The sequence below is a fragment of the Paenibacillus psychroresistens genome (genome assembly GCF_009728935.1).
GTDB classification, from domain to species: domain Bacteria; phylum Bacillota; class Bacilli; order Paenibacillales; family NBRC-103111; genus Paenibacillus_AC; species Paenibacillus_AC psychroresistens.
The window spans coordinates 5736924-5751867 of sequence record NZ_CP034235.1; the positions used below are offsets into that span (position 1 = coordinate 5736924).

At 41.5% G+C, this 14944-nt stretch carries 16 protein-coding genes and 1 other annotated feature; of the genes, 3 read left to right on the forward strand and 13 right to left on the reverse strand.

Going from position 1 to position 14944, the window contains the following annotated elements:
- Window positions 1-4: 4 nt before the first annotated feature.
- From sigI to EHS13_RS26195, 3 genes are read right to left on the reverse strand one after another with little or no spacing between them, the layout of a single operon-like run.
- Window positions 5-787 (reverse strand): RNA polymerase sigma factor SigI, encoded by a 783-nt coding sequence (gene sigI / locus EHS13_RS26185; RefSeq protein ID WP_319633392.1) that lies wholly within the window; start codon window positions 785-787, stop codon window positions 5-7.
- A gap of 60 nt (window positions 788-847) precedes the next feature.
- A complete protein-coding gene (locus tag EHS13_RS26190) occupies window positions 848-1129 on the reverse strand; it encodes a hypothetical protein (RefSeq protein WP_155703211.1) in 282 nt (93 codons plus the stop codon).
- A gap of 43 nt (window positions 1130-1172) precedes the next feature.
- Complete coding sequence (locus EHS13_RS26195; protein WP_155703212.1) at window positions 1173-1601, reverse strand: hypothetical protein; 429 nt, start codon at window positions 1599-1601, stop codon at window positions 1173-1175.
- A gap of 241 nt (window positions 1602-1842) precedes the next feature.
- Between EHS13_RS26195 and EHS13_RS26200 the strand changes: the two genes are divergently transcribed.
- Window positions 1843-2088, forward strand: a complete 246-nt coding sequence (locus EHS13_RS26200) for a DUF2164 domain-containing protein (protein WP_155703213.1) — start codon at window positions 1843-1845, stop codon at window positions 2086-2088.
- 34 nt (window positions 2089-2122) lie between these two features.
- Entirely contained in the window at window positions 2123-2437 is a 315-nt protein-coding gene (locus EHS13_RS26205; protein WP_155703214.1) for a protein YxiS, read from the forward strand.
- 193 nt (window positions 2438-2630) lie between these two features.
- Here EHS13_RS26205 and EHS13_RS26210 read toward each other — a convergent pair whose 3' ends face one another.
- Together EHS13_RS26210 and leuB are read right to left on the reverse strand one after the other, a co-directional pair.
- Complete coding sequence (locus tag EHS13_RS26210; protein ID WP_155703215.1) at window positions 2631-3170, reverse strand: peroxiredoxin; 540 nt, start codon at window positions 3168-3170, stop codon at window positions 2631-2633.
- 130 nt (window positions 3171-3300) lie between these two features.
- Window positions 3301-4377: a 3-isopropylmalate dehydrogenase gene (leuB, locus tag EHS13_RS26215; protein WP_155705509.1), complete on the reverse strand. Its 1077-nt coding sequence runs from the start codon at window positions 4375-4377 to the stop codon at window positions 3301-3303.
- 205 nt (window positions 4378-4582) lie between these two features.
- Here leuB and EHS13_RS26220 point away from each other — a divergent pair, with 205 nt between their 5' ends.
- Window positions 4583-5779: an aminotransferase-like domain-containing protein gene (locus tag EHS13_RS26220; RefSeq protein WP_155705510.1), complete on the forward strand. Its 1197-nt coding sequence runs from the start codon at window positions 4583-4585 to the stop codon at window positions 5777-5779.
- Window positions 5780-5886: 107 nt separating this feature from the next.
- Here the strand turns inward: EHS13_RS26220 and EHS13_RS26225 are convergent, their stop codons facing one another.
- From EHS13_RS26225 to infC, 8 genes are all read right to left on the reverse strand, one after another.
- Window positions 5887-7923, reverse strand: coding sequence for an S-layer homology domain-containing protein (locus tag EHS13_RS26225; RefSeq protein ID WP_155703216.1), 2037 nt, complete (start codon window positions 7921-7923; stop codon window positions 5887-5889).
- Window positions 7924-8157: 234 nt separating this feature from the next.
- On the reverse strand, window positions 8158-9708 hold the full coding sequence (locus EHS13_RS26230) for a 2-isopropylmalate synthase (RefSeq protein ID WP_155703217.1): 1551 nt from the start codon (window positions 9706-9708) through the stop codon (window positions 8158-8160).
- A gap of 158 nt (window positions 9709-9866) precedes the next feature.
- On the reverse strand, window positions 9867-10859 hold the full coding sequence (ilvC, locus tag EHS13_RS26235) for a ketol-acid reductoisomerase (protein WP_155703218.1): 993 nt from the start codon (window positions 10857-10859) through the stop codon (window positions 9867-9869).
- A gap of 116 nt (window positions 10860-10975) precedes the next feature.
- On the reverse strand, window positions 10976-11467 hold the full coding sequence (gene ilvN / locus EHS13_RS26240; protein WP_155703219.1) for an acetolactate synthase small subunit: 492 nt from the start codon (window positions 11465-11467) through the stop codon (window positions 10976-10978).
- The gene (ilvB, locus tag EHS13_RS26245) at window positions 11464-13206 is read right to left on the reverse strand and encodes a biosynthetic-type acetolactate synthase large subunit (protein ID WP_155703220.1); all 1743 of its coding nucleotides are present in this window, start codon (window positions 13204-13206) and stop codon (window positions 11464-11466) included. Before ilvB ends, ilvN begins: the two co-directional genes overlap by 4 nt.
- 430 nt (window positions 13207-13636) lie before the next feature.
- Window positions 13637-13996 (reverse strand): 50S ribosomal protein L20, encoded by a 360-nt coding sequence (gene rplT / locus EHS13_RS26250; protein ID WP_155703221.1) that lies wholly within the window; start codon window positions 13994-13996, stop codon window positions 13637-13639.
- 38 nt (window positions 13997-14034) lie between these two features.
- Window positions 14035-14235 (reverse strand): 50S ribosomal protein L35, encoded by a 201-nt coding sequence (gene rpmI / locus EHS13_RS26255; RefSeq protein ID WP_155703222.1) that lies wholly within the window; start codon window positions 14233-14235, stop codon window positions 14035-14037.
- A gap of 24 nt (window positions 14236-14259) precedes the next feature.
- Entirely contained in the window at window positions 14260-14757 is a 498-nt protein-coding gene (gene infC, locus EHS13_RS26260) for a translation initiation factor IF-3 (protein WP_155703223.1), read from the reverse strand.
- Between the two features lie 52 nt (window positions 14758-14809).
- Window positions 14810-14941: a sequence feature (ribosomal protein L20 leader region), on the reverse strand.
- Window positions 14942-14944 lie beyond the last annotated feature (3 nt).

Below are 14944 nucleotides of genomic sequence, written 5' to 3' on the forward strand. Positions count from 1 at the left end.
CTTTCTAACTAGGGATATTGGTGCTATGTAAATATTCACGTAAAAACGGATAGGTACCATAATGGATGAGTGCTACTGCAATAATGAACTTCCGGTTGCGTTCTAACGTTTTCCGCGATACCTGGACTTCGCTTAAAAGCTCTTTAATGGGCAGAGTGCGTTTACTCAACAGCACCTGCATCCATTCATCATTTTCTGTTAAAAGCTTACCGATTTTGAATAAAGCTTCTCTTGAATCTGCATGACTAGGCGAGGCTTCAACCAAATCCATGAATCGAATCCCATATTCGCTTAATGCTTGATTCAATTCCTTAATTTCACTCTGGCGCTCTACAATTCCCGCTTGCTTCTCATAAACATCAATAGCCTGCTGGGTTTCTACCGGATTTATTATATTCTGTTCATCATCTTCCGAATCAAAAGAACTCAGTGGTACCTGTTGGTTATGTCGCTGCTCTTTGCGCACATGATCAATCAAGCGCCGACGCATAACCGTTTCAGCAAAACCAAGAAAAGAGCTTCCTCCAGTTGTAGAGAATTGGCTAATTGCCTCATTAAAAGCTGACAATCCAATGCTGAATTCATCATCTACCGCAGGATCAATATATCTTTTGCAGAATCGACTAACCACCTTAGCCACATACGGCTGATAATCTGTAATGAACTGATTGCGCATGCGTAAATCACCCTGCTGAATGTGAGATACCCATTGCTCAGGAGTTTCAGATTTCGTTTGATTGGGTTGATTAGAACGGTCCTTGCCTAAAAAGCGTTTAAAAAGAACCAATACCAAAATCTCCACCTCACACAATAGGTTTCGTTGATGCTCATCTGGATAAGGGGGTACTTATCGCGATTGTAACTTTCCCTCAGGAGTTAAGAATAAATGTTTGTTTGGATTGTTATTTAGCTTCACATTACCTATCTTAACCTGATTCTCGTCTAGTTCAAACAATTCCCAATTCCACAGCTCGTCCATCCCTTGCTCTAATATAAAAGAAGCATATTCCGCTTCAGCTGTAGCGCGGCTATTCCAGGCTTTAACCCCATGATATTTAAAATCATAATTGTTGATTAGCGCACAGCTTAAGATTTCTTCTGTTAGCTTCTGTTTCAATACAATCGGCATGTTAAGCCCTCCCAGAAAATAATAAAACGTCTCCGAGGAGACGTTATTTGGTACCGCCCGTTGCATTTTTTTGCCTTAGCTTATTCCGACGTCGACTCAATGTAAGCAGCCTGGTTTTCAATTGCCCTTCCCACTCCGCATCACCCAACTGCTTCGAGAAAGTAAGTAAATCCAGCGCCATGTCAATTTGATTTAATACTACATCCAAAGGCTCTTCACCTTCATGATTCACACAATTCTCGAAAAGCTCAGCATTCTTCTTGGCATCCACATATTCAATAAAATCAACTTCATAAGCACCATCACCATGCGCATACTCAGCCAAAATCTCATATTCATTTTGTGCCAAATGGTGTACTTCAACGCGATGACATACCGGGCAGAATAGAATCGGTACATTGTGAATATGCGTTCGAATATACTTCAATGTTCCTTTCGTGCCGATCATACTTGCTCCGCAGCAAAAGCTCATGGACATCGCCCCCATAAGGTCAAATTACAGACCAAACGAAATTATACGAATATAAAATAACGTTTTTTCCAGTGTAGTCTGTTTTAACTTATTCTCTCTTTGTATCAAAAATCCCTTTTTTCCAAACAAAAATTCACAATTAATCTTAGCCACAAAAGGTATACTGTAATTATACTAAGACTTACGGTAAATGCCAAGCCGATGTATCTGAAAAGGCTAATCCCAGTGAAAGGTGACCCTTATGCTAAAAAAACTTCCCTTTGATCAAAAAAAGATTTTAATTGCAAAGATTCAGGACTATTTTGAAGATGAGGTTGGTAAAACTTTAGGTGACATTGCAACTGAAAATATAATTAACTTTATGCTGCAAACCCTCGGTCCCTTGGTTTATAATGAAGCCTTACAGGATGCGCGGTCTGTCGTTAACGAACGGATCCTTTCCCTTGAGGACGAGCTTTATACTTTAGAGAAGCCTTTGAAGCTTTAATAAATTCTAACACCAAAATCGGAGGCAGCTTTCCATGGATGAAGATGAGCAAAATATTGAGCAGCAGGTTATTCAGAACTATCAGCGCGATGAGCAAATGATGATCCTCGTTTTCGCCCAGTGGTGTGTCAATCATGATCTAGACCCGCTTGTGCTTTATCGCAAAGCATATCCGGATCAAATCAACAATGCCGTTTTGCAGCAAACTTTAGACCTCACCGTTTCTAAGGAAGAAGCTGGAGATATCGACGATTCCACCTTGCTGGGCGTCCTCTCTATGTTTGACAATGATGAGCTAGCTTATGTAATCAGCCAAGAAATTGACCGGATGGGCAAGGAAGCTAAGTAAGCATATTTGGATGGAGCTCAGAATTGGGCTTCCATACGCTGAATTTCAGCGTATCGTGACTTAGTTTGTTAGTGTAACCTGCTGTTAGACGGTTTTTCAGGGTTTCAGTAAATTTGAGTCTAGCTACAGCAAAAAGCCCTCTCCAGACCGCCAAAAGGCAGTCCAGAAAGGGCTTGTCCATTATTTGAGCATCTTATAGGTTTTTGTCGCCTGGTTTCCAGTTAGCTGCGCACAATCCACCTGATTGCAAAGCTTGAAGCACACGAAGTGTTTCGTCAACGCTGCGACCGATATCATTGTGGTTAACTACGGAATATTTCAATTCGCCGTCTGGGCTGATGATGAACAAACCGCGAAGCGCGATACCTTCTTCTTCAATAAGAACGCCATAATTGCGAGAAACGCTTTGAGTCAAATCTGCTCCCAATGGGAATTGCAATTTACCAAGGCCACCATCATTGATGGCTGTGTTGATCCATGCACGGTGAGAGAACTTGCTATCTGTGCTCACACCAAGAACCTCAGTGTTAAGCTTTGAAAATTCAACTGTTGCAGCACTTAAAGATGTAATTTCTGTCGGACATACAAATGTGAAATCAAGTGGATAGAAGAATAATACTAACCATTTTCCTTTGTAATCAGACAATGAAGTAGTTCCAAAATCAACACCATTACCTAGCGCTGTTTCTAAAGTAAAATCAGGCGCTTGTTTACCAACTAAACGTTCTGCCATTTTAATTCCTCCTATGTTTGTTTATCTATCAATACCGATAACGGTTCTCATTTAGATCCTATCATTCAGTACTAGGAAAGTCAAGATAACAATCAATACTTAATAATAATTATTCTAATTAAGTGTCTAATTAGCGAATCGCAGCAACAATTAAATCGCCCATTGCTGTAGTCCCAATAGCTTTTGATTTATCTACGGCTATATCGCCTGTACGGTGGCCAGCATCCAAAACTTCTTTAACCGCACGCTCGATCGCTTCAGCTTCTTTATGATATCCAAAAGTAAGACGGAACATCAATGCTACAGAAAGAATGGTAGCAATTGGATTGGAAATGCCTTGCCCTGCAATATCAGGAGCTGAACCATGTACCGGTTCATATAAACCAAAAGCACCTTCGCCCAATGATGCGGATGAAAGCATTCCAATTGATCCAGTTAGCATTGCTGCCTCATCACTTAGAATATCACCAAACATATTTTCAGTAACAATAACATCAAAGCTAGACGGACGACGCAGCAATTGCATAGCGCAGTTATCTACCAAGATGTGTTCTAGTTCTACTTCAGGATATTCAGCGTGAAGCTTAATAACCGTTTCGCGCCATAGACGGGAGGTTTCAAGCACATTTGCCTTATCTACGGAAGCCAATCTTTTGCTCCGCGTCATTGCAATTTCAAAGCCTTGACGAGCAATGCGCTCAATTTCTTTTACATTATATACGCATGTATCGACAGCTTCTGTTCCATTTTCGGTTTCACGACGGAATTTCTCACCGAAATAGATACCGCCCGTTAATTCACGAACCACAATAAGATCCGTACCATCCAAAACCTCAGGTTTCAGAGTAGATGCATCCTTCAAGCAATCAAACACAGTAGCTGGACGAATATTTGAAAATAACCCTAACGCCTTACGTATCCCCAACAATCCCGTTTCAGGACGAAGTGCTGCAGAGTTATTATCCCATTTAGGACCGCCAACGGCTCCAAGCAATACTGCATCTGCTTTTTGACAAATTTCCAAAGTTTCCTGTGGCAATGGAGTGCCTTTTTGATCAATAGCAATCCCGCCAAAAAGCCCATGCTCCAATTCAAAGCGCAGCCCAAAAACCTCTTCCGTTCTCTTTAGTACTTTTTCTGCCTCAGCAACTACCTCTGGACCGATTCCATCCCCAGCAATTACCGCTATTTTTTTGACTTCTGCCATCATTCATTCACTCCTAATTCTAGACTCATTTTCGTTCAATTGAACTACCCTTGTTGTAACATAAATCGCCTCATTTTACAAAGATATAAAAGCTATGGACTTCATAGGCTACAACTATAAGTAGGATTTGAAAAATAGATTGAAAGCACATCTCATATGGCATAAAATAGATTAAAATATGTTTTTTTCGTTAGGGGATCTAGTCGTGGAATATACCTTTTCAAGCTCTATGCAGCATTTTAAATCCAGTGCAGTACGTGACATCCTCAAGCTTACCCAAGGGAAATCAATAATCTCCTTTGCCGGCGGCTTGCCAGCTGAAGAATTATTCCCCGTTGAAGCCATACGCTCAGCCTTTGATCGTGTTTTCACTCACGATAATAGCGCGCTCCAATATGGATTAACCGAAGGATACACCCTCTTGCGGGAAGCACTTGCAGAGAGACTAAGCAAACGCAATATTCATGTTACTAAAGATGAAATGCTACTAACTACAGGCTCTCAGCAAGCTATTGATCTTATGTCCCGTGTCTATATAGATCCAGGTGATGTTGTGCTTGTCCAAGAGCCGACCTATCTGGCTGCTTTACAGGTGTTTCAATCGCGTGGTGCACGTATTATCTCAGTTAAGGGGGATGAGCTAGGAATGGATCTGGAGGACGCTGAGCGCCTCATCCTTATTCATAAGCCTAAGCTAGTCTATATCAACCCTACCTTCTCAAATCCAACTGGCTATGTATGGAGCTTAGAAAGACGTCTTGGAATTCTTCAGGTTTGTCGTCAGCATCATGTGCTTATTCTCGAGGATGATCCTTACGGGGAGCTGCAGTATGGTGGCAGTGAGCATTTCCCTTCGATTTTTTCCTTGGACCAGCATCCACATGGTTCGGCAGTCGTTTATACCAGCACCTTCTCCAAAACAGTAGCTCCGGCACTGCGGACAGGCTGGATTGTAGGCGATCCGCAAATCATTACGAATATGACCCGTGCTAAGCAAGCCGCTGACTTACATTCTAGTACTATGGACCAAATGGCTTTGTATCAATTGCTCTGCCACTTTGACTTGGACAAGCATGTTGACACAATTCGATCCGAGTACGAACGGCGGATGAAAAAAATGGCGACTCTGTTGACTGGTTTAAACCGCAGCGATATCAAGTGGAGTGAGCCAAAAGGCGGTATGTTCCTCTGGTTGGAATTACCCGAAGGTTTGGTAGCTGAAGAGCTTTTAAAAGCTGCTGTGCAAGAAGGAGTTGCCTTCGTTCCCGGCGCTAGTTTTTACGCAGAATCTCCAAAGCTGAATACCCTTCGACTAAACTTTACCCATTCCAACGAAAAACAAATTGAATTGGGCATGCAATATTTTGCTAAAGCTTTGGAGCAGTGTGAGGCTCGGCTGTAATTTTAAGTTATTTTTCAGAGTACTATGTGAATGCAAAAAACAGTCGAAGCTAATTTACTACTAGCTTTGACTGTTTTTTGATTAATAACTAACTAATGATAAACAAGTCAGTTAGATGGTACTATATTTGTGATAAGAGTCTCTTTGACTGATGTGGGACTTCCTGAACTGTTATAAATAGATGTACTACTAGAAGGTGTAACCGTAAGTTTTTGAGCATTGCCTGGTGTTCCTGTAACCGTAAAATATACACGAATAGTTGTATCTCCACCAGTTACAGCTAACGGTGTGCCGTCAACCTTGGTAACAGATTGAATAATTGGTATTGAAGCAGTCCCATCAGATAATGTTAATTTAAAAGAGTTCACTGTCACTGGTGAATTATGCGCACTAGTTCCATAAACACCTTGATTAACAGTAATATCTAAATAAGTATTACTTGTTACAGAGGCTGCTGCGAGTGTCATATTCGGTATTAAACGAACGATCCCAATTGGAGTATTTGTGCCAGCAGCTACTGAATAAGTATTATAAGTCACTGATTGATACGCGTTTTGTGTAACAGTTAATGAGGATATTGAACCAACAGGTATTCCACTAATCAGAAAAGATCCGTCATTTCCGGTAGTAGCGCTGTAATAAGTTGCACCTGTAATTGTAGCACTGACTACTGCACCACTTTGAGCTGTGTCATTGCTATCATATACAAATCCTGTAACTGTACCATTCTGTGGAGTCGTACCACAGTTGCTAGTACAGCCACCACCACCATTACCTGGATCACCGCCACCATTTCCTGGTGTTGGAGTTGCTGTTGGCACTGGTGTAGCTGTTCCAACTACAATTGTTCCAGGTGCTGTTTCAAACTTTTGCAAACCAGTTGCATTTACTGCTGCACTCAATGTTGCCATTGTAATTGTACCTTTACCTGTTACTGTTGTTACTGCATCTAAATTCAAGGCAGTAATAGTTGTTCCAGCAGCAACATCTAATGTCGTACCTGTTGCAGTAGCACTTACTGTTAATGATTTAATACTACCTTCTGCAAGAGACAGTTTAATTCCGTCTGCTAACACAACAACTGAATCGAAAGAACCTTTCAAAATAACCTCTGATCCAGCAGGTAATTTATCAGTTAATGTAACATTACCAAATCCAGTACCTGTTAAATTGGTTTCTTGAAGTGTCACTGGAGAGTTCACGTTAACTTGTCCGACTGTAGTTGTACCTTCTGCTACAATACGAACAGCTCCTTGTGAAGGATCTTTATCGACGATAATTGTTGCAAGAACAGAATCTGCTAAATGAATACTGTTTACACCGCCGCCTTGCACGGTAGTATCGCCTTTAACTGTTACATTCTTCAAGGTTGCATCACCTTGAGCAATCCCTGACGCAAAAGTTAATTTACCGTTTAAAGTCATATTCTGTAAAATAACGCCTGTTGTATTAATCACAACATCTTTATTAACGACTTCGTTTCCTGTAGCCGGTCCATAAGTTCCAGCCGTATTATATACTACATTACTTGGTGCGATTGCACGATCCAATGTAACTACTGCTTCTGCGCGAGTGATTGGATTAGCGGGCTTAAATGTATTGTCCTCTGCATATCCTTTAAGGATACCAGCAGCAACCGCAGAATCAACTGCGTCTATAGCCCATGTACCAATTTTACTTCCATCTTTAAAAGCGGAAGGTGAAGCTGCTGCAGATAAATCTAGCAATCTATCTACGATAACGGCAACCTCTTGTCTACTAATTGTCTTACTAGCACCAATGGTTCCATCGGCATAACCCTTAATGTATCCAGCTTTAACGCCTTTTGCAATTTCGATGTAAGCCCAGTTGCTAGCTTTCACATCTTTAAATGAAATTGTTGCTTGCTCCGTGAATGCGAACGAACGGTTGACCAAAGCTACGAATTCGGCTCTAGTAATAGAATTGTTTGGCTTGAAGCTATTATCCTCATAGCCTTTGATAAATCCTTTTTCAATCCATGATGTAATTTGTGGTTCAGCCCAATGCCCTTTAATATCTGTCGTTGTTGCTGCTGTAGCTGCAAAAGCCATGCCTACAGATGAAAATACCAAACATGCAATTAATAACTTTGAAACGATTAACTTTATAAATTTATTCTTCATAGTATGCCTCCATTTTATATATTTATCTAGTTCACACAATAGATTAAACACGCTTCACCTCTTTCTATGTAGCTTACAATTGGAACATTCTAATGTGAACATCTTACTAGATACCCATTTATTAACGGATTGAATCACCATTTTGTTGCAGCATTTGATATAAACCAACAAAAAACACCCTTTAGCAATTTAAATTGCCAAAGAGTGCTTAAGATAATTAATGTAATTTTTCAGTTAAATCAAAGACATATTTCCGCGATTAGCTGGACCTGGCACACTGCGTTTGTCGATAAGTCGATTAATCGCATCAATGTAAGCTTTAGCGCTAGCTTCCAGAATATCTGTACTAACTCCGCGGCCTTGAGCGTTTGAGTCGTTCTGCCTAAGCACGACATGCACTTCTCCTAATGCGTCTTTCCCTTGTGTAACAGACTTAATCGAATAATCCGCAAGCTCGACTTCTTCCTTAGTAACCTTATCAATCGCCTTGTAGATAGCGTCTACTGAGCCATTACCTAAAGCTACTTCGTCTAAGACTTCTCCTGCAATCGTCCGAATTCTTACGGTAGCTGTTGGTACGGATTGATTACTATAAGACAGCTGCATCGTTTCCAATGCAAAATGCTCAGTTGTAACAATCAGCTTCTCTTCAATTAACGCGCGAATATCCTCGTCAGATACATCTTTTTTCTTATCCGCTAAATCCTTAAACTTAGCAAAAGCAGCATTAACTTGATCATCGTTTAACGTATAACCCAAGTCAATCAGCTTTTCACGGAAAGCATGGCGTCCTGAATGTTTGCCTAATACAAGCTTACTATCTTTTAATCCTATTGTTTCAGGTGACATGATTTCATAGGTGGTTTTCTCTTTAAGCATTCCATCCTGATGAATACCCGATTCATGTGCGAATGCATTTGCACCAACAATCGCCTTGTTTCCTGGGACGACCATACCTGTGAGCTTGCTAACTAAACGGCTGGTGCGATAAATTTCGCTAAGAACGATATCGGTTTTCGCTTGGAAGAATTCCTTGCGTGTTTCCAACGCCATAACAACTTCTTCTAATGAAGTATTGCCTGCACGCTCGCCAATCCCATTAATCGTGCCTTCAATTTGATCAGCACCGTTTAATACAGCTGCCAATGCATTAGCGGTTGCCATCCCTAAATCATCATGACAATGCGCGCTTAATTGAATTTTCTCGATACCTGGTACATTCTCACGCAATACTTTGAAAATATTCCCGAACTCGCTAGGATTCATATAACCAACGGTATCCGGAATATTCACGACAGTAGCTCCTGCACGAATAGCCATTGCTACAACCTCACATAGAAAATCCAGCTCGGTCCGTCCTGCATCCTCAGGCGAGAATTCAACTTTGCTAAAATATTTCTTAGCGTACTTGATTGCAGCTTCTGCTGTTTCCAAAACCTGTTGCTTCTCCATTCGCAGCTTATGCTTGCGATGAATTGGTGATGTTGCCAAGAAAAGATGCAAACATGGATCCTGAGCACCGATTAATGCTTGGCGAACCGCATCAATGTCTTGCTCTCTTGAGCGAGCGAGACCAATAACAGTCGCATTCCGCACAGCCTTAGCAACTGCGTTAACCGCTGCTAAGTCGCCTGGTGATGCTGCTGGAAACCCAGCCTCCATCCGATCGACATTCAGCTTCTCTAATTGCAAGGCGATTTCGACTTTTTCCTGTGTGTTGAGATTGACCCCTGGTGATTGCTCGCCATCCCGCAACGTCGTATCAAAAATATAAATTTTTCTCACAGTAGGCACCTCCCTAAAGTTTTCGTAAGAAAACTATCTTCGTAAGCATCAGCAAAACTCTAACCCCAAATGCCTAGCAGGGAATGTACCAGCAGTTATTCGAACTGGGCACATTCCCTGTTAATGCTTATATTATTAATTGAACTCAAGAATAATAATTACTTTTTGATCCAGTGCATCAAGCCACGAAGCTCTTTACCTACAACTTCGATTGGGTGCTCGGACTCAATACGACGAATTGATGTCAAGAAAGCACGGCCTGATTGGTTTTCAAGAATGAAATCACGAGCAAATTTACCTTGTTGGATATCGGTAAGCACGTCTTTCATTGCTTTTTTAACTACATCCGTAATGATACGAGGACCAGTTACATAGTCACCATATTCAGCTGTATTCGAGATGGAATCACGCATGGAGGAAATTCCACCTTCATACATCATATCAACGATAAGCTTCAATTCATGCAAACATTCGAAGTATGCCATTTCTGGAGCATAACCAGCTTCAACCAAAGTTTCAAAGCCTGCTTTAACAAGGGCAGTAGTCCCGCCGCATAATACAGCTTGCTCCCCGAATAGATCTGTTTCGGTTTCTTCTTTGAAAGTAGTTTCAATAACGCCAGCGCGTGTACAACCAATGCCTTTAGCATAAGCCATACCGATTGCATGTGCATTACCAGTAGCATCTTGCTCAACTGCGATTAGTCCAGGAACACCAAAGCCTTCTACATATGTACGACGTACCATATGTCCAGGTGATTTTGGAGCTACTAGAAGAACATCTGTATCTTTGGAAGCCACGATTTGACCGAAATGAACGTTAAAGCCATGGGAGAATAATAAAGCTGCGCCTTTTTTCAAGTTAGCTGCGATATCTTCGTTATAAACTCTTGCTTGAGTTTCATCAGGCATAAGGATTTGAACAACATCTGCTTGTTTAGCTGCTTCAGCAACGGAGAATACTTCAAAGCCATCATTCTTCGCTTTGTCGAATGATTTACCTTCGCGTAGACCAATAATAACTTTAAGACCGCTGTCGCGTAAGTTCTGAGCTTGAGCATGTCCTTGGGAACCGTAACCGATTACCGCGATTGTTTTACCTTGTAAGAAACTGATGTCTGCGTCTTTTTCATGATACAATTTAACTGCCATTGAATAATATCCTCCTTTAATTTAAAACCCTTTTGAGTGGGTGTTTGAACGGATAGACTTATAGGCTTTAGATAGCTTATCCGCTTAAACCCCCACTCAAAACGAGTTAGATCAGCTTATTTTACCGAACCGCGAATCATGGCCGTTACACCTGTGCGGGAGATCTCACGAATCCCATAAGGTCTCAGCAATTCTGTCATTGCATCAATTTTATCACTATCTCCGACAACTTGCACGATCAACGAGCTTGGGCCAATATCGACTACTCCAGCACGGAATGTTTCGACAATTCCGATAATCTCGTGTCTAACTGACGGCTCCGAGCTTATCTTAATTAAAGCAAGCTCGCGTGCTACCATTGGGTTAGAGCTTAGATCGATGACTTTAATAACATCTATAATCTTATATAATTGCTTCTGAACCTGCTCTAAGGTTTTGTCATCACCGCTTGTTACTATAACCATCCGTGATAATCCACTTTCCTCGGACTCGGCTATCGTAATGCTCTCGATATTAAAACCGCGACGTCCGAACAAGCCAGAAACACGTTGCAGAACACCAGGCTGATTATTGACTAGTACAGAAATCGTATGTTTGGTTATGCTCATTCGGAATCCCCCATTAACATTTCACTGATCGTACTGCCTGCTGTAACCATAGGATAAACGTTCTCTTCCTTGCGAACAACAAAGTCGATCAATACAGGACCATCATGATCCAACGCTTCTTGCCAAACCTGGCGAGCTTCCGCCTTATTGGTTGCTCTTAAACCCTTAACCCCATAAGCTTCCGCCAATTTGACGAAGTCTGGGCTTCCCGCTAGATCTATATGACTTTCGCGATTATTATAAAGAATTTCCTGCCATTGGCGAACCATTCCCAACACTTGGTTGTTAATGACGACAATCTTAACCGGAATTTTGTTAATGGAACAAATGGCTAACTCTTGCGAGCACATTTGCATACCGCCATCTCCATTGATTGAAACAACAAGGCGACCCGGATTACCCATTTGAGCGCCGATAGCGGATGGAAAACCAAAGCCCATCGTGCCTAATCCACCTGAAGTTACCCATGAACGCGGGTGATTAAATTTATAATATTGCGCAGTCCACATTTGATGCTGCCCAACGTCTGTAGTGATAATAGCTTCGCCCTTGGTTGTTTCGTTAATTACCTCAATAACAAATTGCGGCTTCAATTCTGTTTCTGAATCAATGTACTTAAGTGGAAAATCTAGTTTCATCTGCTTGATTTTTGCGATCCAATCTGCTGAATTAGCTGACTTCACCTTAGTATTCGCATACTCCAGAACAACCTTAACATCTCCAACACATGGGATTTCTGTTTTAACGTTTTTGCCAATTTCCGCAGGGTCTACATCAATATGAATGATCTTGGCCTTAGGGGCAAATCCGTCCAATTTCATCGTCACACGATCATCAAAGCGCGCTCCAATGGAAATCAATAAATCCGCATTCTGAATGGCCATATTAGCAGTGTAGGTTCCATGCATCCCCGGCATTCCCATCCATAACTCGTGTGAGCTTGGAAAACCACTCAATCCAAGCAAAGTAGTAGTAATCGGAATTTGGGTTAGATTAACAAACTCAATTAACTCTTTGGAAGCATTGGCATAAACCACCCCGCCGCCTGCTAAGATCACAGGACGCTCAGCTGCAATAATCGCTTTAACAATTTTATCAACCTGCAGCTTATTCGGATCCATTGTCGGATGATAACCACGAATATTAACGGTATCTACGTACTTGAATATCGTTTTATCAGCGGATATATCCTTGGGTATATCGATAAGCACAGGACCTTTGCGACCTGTATTCGCTATATGGAAAGCTTCATGAATAATGCGGGGTAAATCTTCAACATTACGCACTAAGTAGCTATGCTTGGTAATTGGCATCGTAATCCCCGTAATATCCGCTTCTTGGAAGGCGTCTGTCCCAATAAAATTCGAAGCGACATTCCCAGTGATTACAACTAAGGGAACAGAGTCCATATAGGCAGTAGCAATTCCTGTGACTAAATTTGTTGCTCCAGGACCTGAGGTTGCTAAACATATTCCGACTTTACCTGTAGTACGCGCATAACCATCAGCCGCGTGAATCGCACCTTGTTCATGCCTTGTTAATAAATGATTAAAATCCGGATTACCGTGCATCGCGTTATAAATGTTTAGAACAGCTCCGCCGGGGTAGCCAAACACGCAATCCACACCCTCCAAAAGCAGACAGCGCAGCAAAATATCAGAACCGGAAATGTAATCCGGCTGCAATAGCTTCGCCTTCAAATCTTCTTTTAACACTTTGGTTGGACTTTGAATACTCATCCTTAACCCTCCCCGATTTTAATTCAAGCTGCAAAAGAATACAAAAAACCCTTTCATCCCAAACGCTAATAAGCATTTGACGGGACGAAAGGGGTAAGTTCTTCCGTGGTACCACCCAAATTTGCTATGTATCTTGCGATACATAACCTTTGAAGGAATCATAATAACAGTATAAACAAATAACTGTTGCTATAGACACCGTAAGCACAGTAACGTGTGCTGATTCCGATTTTCCCTAATAGCTAAGCAGCAATCTTGCTTACTTTTCAGGAAAACAGCTCCGAGGTGAGCTCGTCAATAAGGGATTAAGGCATTGGTTCCAGCTAATCCTCTGCTCTCTGTTACATAAGAGCCCTTATCACTTCGTCCTCTTCATGGCCGATTACTTTGTTAATTAATTATAGGACATTGCCGTAGCAATAGTCAATCTCTATACAGTAATTTTTTGTTTGGCGGCTAGGGCCAAATCAGAAAAGGCTTTAGCATCGGTAACAGCAAGATCAGCCAACATTTTACGGTTAACATCAATACCTGCTAATTTCAAACCAAACATGAACTTGCTATAACTCAAACCATTGATACGAGCTGCTGCGTTAATACGCGTAACCCATAGTCTACGGAAATCACGTTTTTTACGACGACGGTCACGATATGCATAAAGCAGGGACTTCATAACCTGCTGGTTAGCTGTTCTAAATAATCTATGCTTTGAACCAAAATATCCTCTTGCTAATTTCAATACTTTTTTATGACGACGACGGGTTACAAATCCGCCTTTGACTCTTGCCATAGTGTAGACCTCCTAAGTTTTATCGAAAAGAATTCTGATTATTTCATGTAAACAAGTAGTGATTTAATACGTTTAACATCGCCCTTAGCCATGATAGCTGACTTGCCTAAGCGTGCTTTTTGTTTCGGTGATTTTCCTTCAAGCATATGACGCGCGCCGGAGTGCATTCTGACGATTTTACCTGTACCTGTTTTTCTAAACCGCTTTGCTGCGCCACGGTGTGTTTTCATTTTTGGCATGGGATGATATCCTCCTTGGAGTTTTTAAGATTGCTGCTTGGGCTGCAAGATCATAATCATGCTGCGGCCTTCAAGCTTAGGATGACGCTCAATGGTCGATAATAGCTCTACTTCCACTGCAACGCGATCCAGTACTTTTTTACCGATTTGAGCATGTGTGATTTCCCGACCGCGAAAACGAACGGAGCATTTCACTTTATCTCCATCTGTTAAAAATTTACTTACGTTGCGAAGCTTCGTTTGAAAATCATGTTCTTCAATCGTCGCGCTAAAGCGAACTTCCTTGATATCGATGATTTTTTGGTTCTTACGAGCTTCCTTGTCTTTCTTCTGCAATTCGTAACGATATTTCCCGTAATCCATAATGCGACATACAGGCGGTTTAGCAGTAGGCGCTACATTGACTAGATCTAGGTTAGCATCTGTTGCCATTTGCATTGCTTCACGAAAAGGCTTAATGCCTAATTGCTCGCCTTCAGCACCAATTAGACGAACCTCTTTGGTACGAATCTCGTCGTTCACTTGATGATCTTTACTAATAATCGGCCACCTCCATTAATAACGTTTACTCACCAAACATAAAAAAAGATGTAGGCATACGCAGCCCACATCTTAAACGATCCACTCATAAGTAGGAAAAATACTTTAGCATGAACCAGCCAACGTATGTCGGTCAGGTGAGAAGCGGGCGCTTCTGCTTTGGGTTATA

What these genes read in the sequence shown, in the direction of transcription:
- EHS13_RS26190 (WP_155703211.1), bottom strand. Translation starts at nt 1,129, where the DNA reads ATGCCGATTGTATTGAAACAGAAGCTAACAGAAGAAATCTTAAGCTGT.
- EHS13_RS26195 (WP_155703212.1), bottom strand. Translation starts at nt 1,601, where the DNA reads ATGAGCTTTTGCTGCGGAGCAAGTATGATCGGCACGAAAGGAACATTG.
- EHS13_RS26200 (WP_155703213.1), top strand. Translation starts at nt 1,843, where the DNA reads ATGCTAAAAAAACTTCCCTTTGATCAAAAAAAGATTTTAATTGCAAAG.
- EHS13_RS26205 (WP_155703214.1), top strand. Translation starts at nt 2,123, where the DNA reads ATGGATGAAGATGAGCAAAATATTGAGCAGCAGGTTATTCAGAACTAT.
- EHS13_RS26210 (WP_155703215.1), bottom strand. Translation starts at nt 3,170, where the DNA reads ATGGCAGAACGTTTAGTTGGTAAACAAGCGCCTGATTTTACTTTAGAA.
- leuB (WP_155705509.1), bottom strand. Translation starts at nt 4,377, where the DNA reads ATGGCAGAAGTCAAAAAAATAGCGGTAATTGCTGGGGATGGAATCGGT.
- EHS13_RS26225 (WP_155703216.1), bottom strand. Translation starts at nt 7,923, where the DNA reads ATGAAGAATAAATTTATAAAGTTAATCGTTTCAAAGTTATTAATTGCA.
- ilvC (WP_155703218.1), bottom strand. Translation starts at nt 10,859, where the DNA reads ATGGCAGTTAAATTGTATCATGAAAAAGACGCAGACATCAGTTTCTTA.
- ilvN (WP_155703219.1), bottom strand. Translation starts at nt 11,467, where the DNA reads ATGAGCATAACCAAACATACGATTTCTGTACTAGTCAATAATCAGCCT.
- ilvB (WP_155703220.1), bottom strand. Translation starts at nt 13,206, where the DNA reads ATGAGTATTCAAAGTCCAACCAAAGTGTTAAAAGAAGATTTGAAGGCG.
- rplT (WP_155703221.1), bottom strand. Translation starts at nt 13,996, where the DNA reads ATGGCAAGAGTCAAAGGCGGATTTGTAACCCGTCGTCGTCATAAAAAA.
- rpmI (WP_155703222.1), bottom strand. Translation starts at nt 14,235, where the DNA reads ATGCCAAAAATGAAAACACACCGTGGCGCAGCAAAGCGGTTTAGAAAA.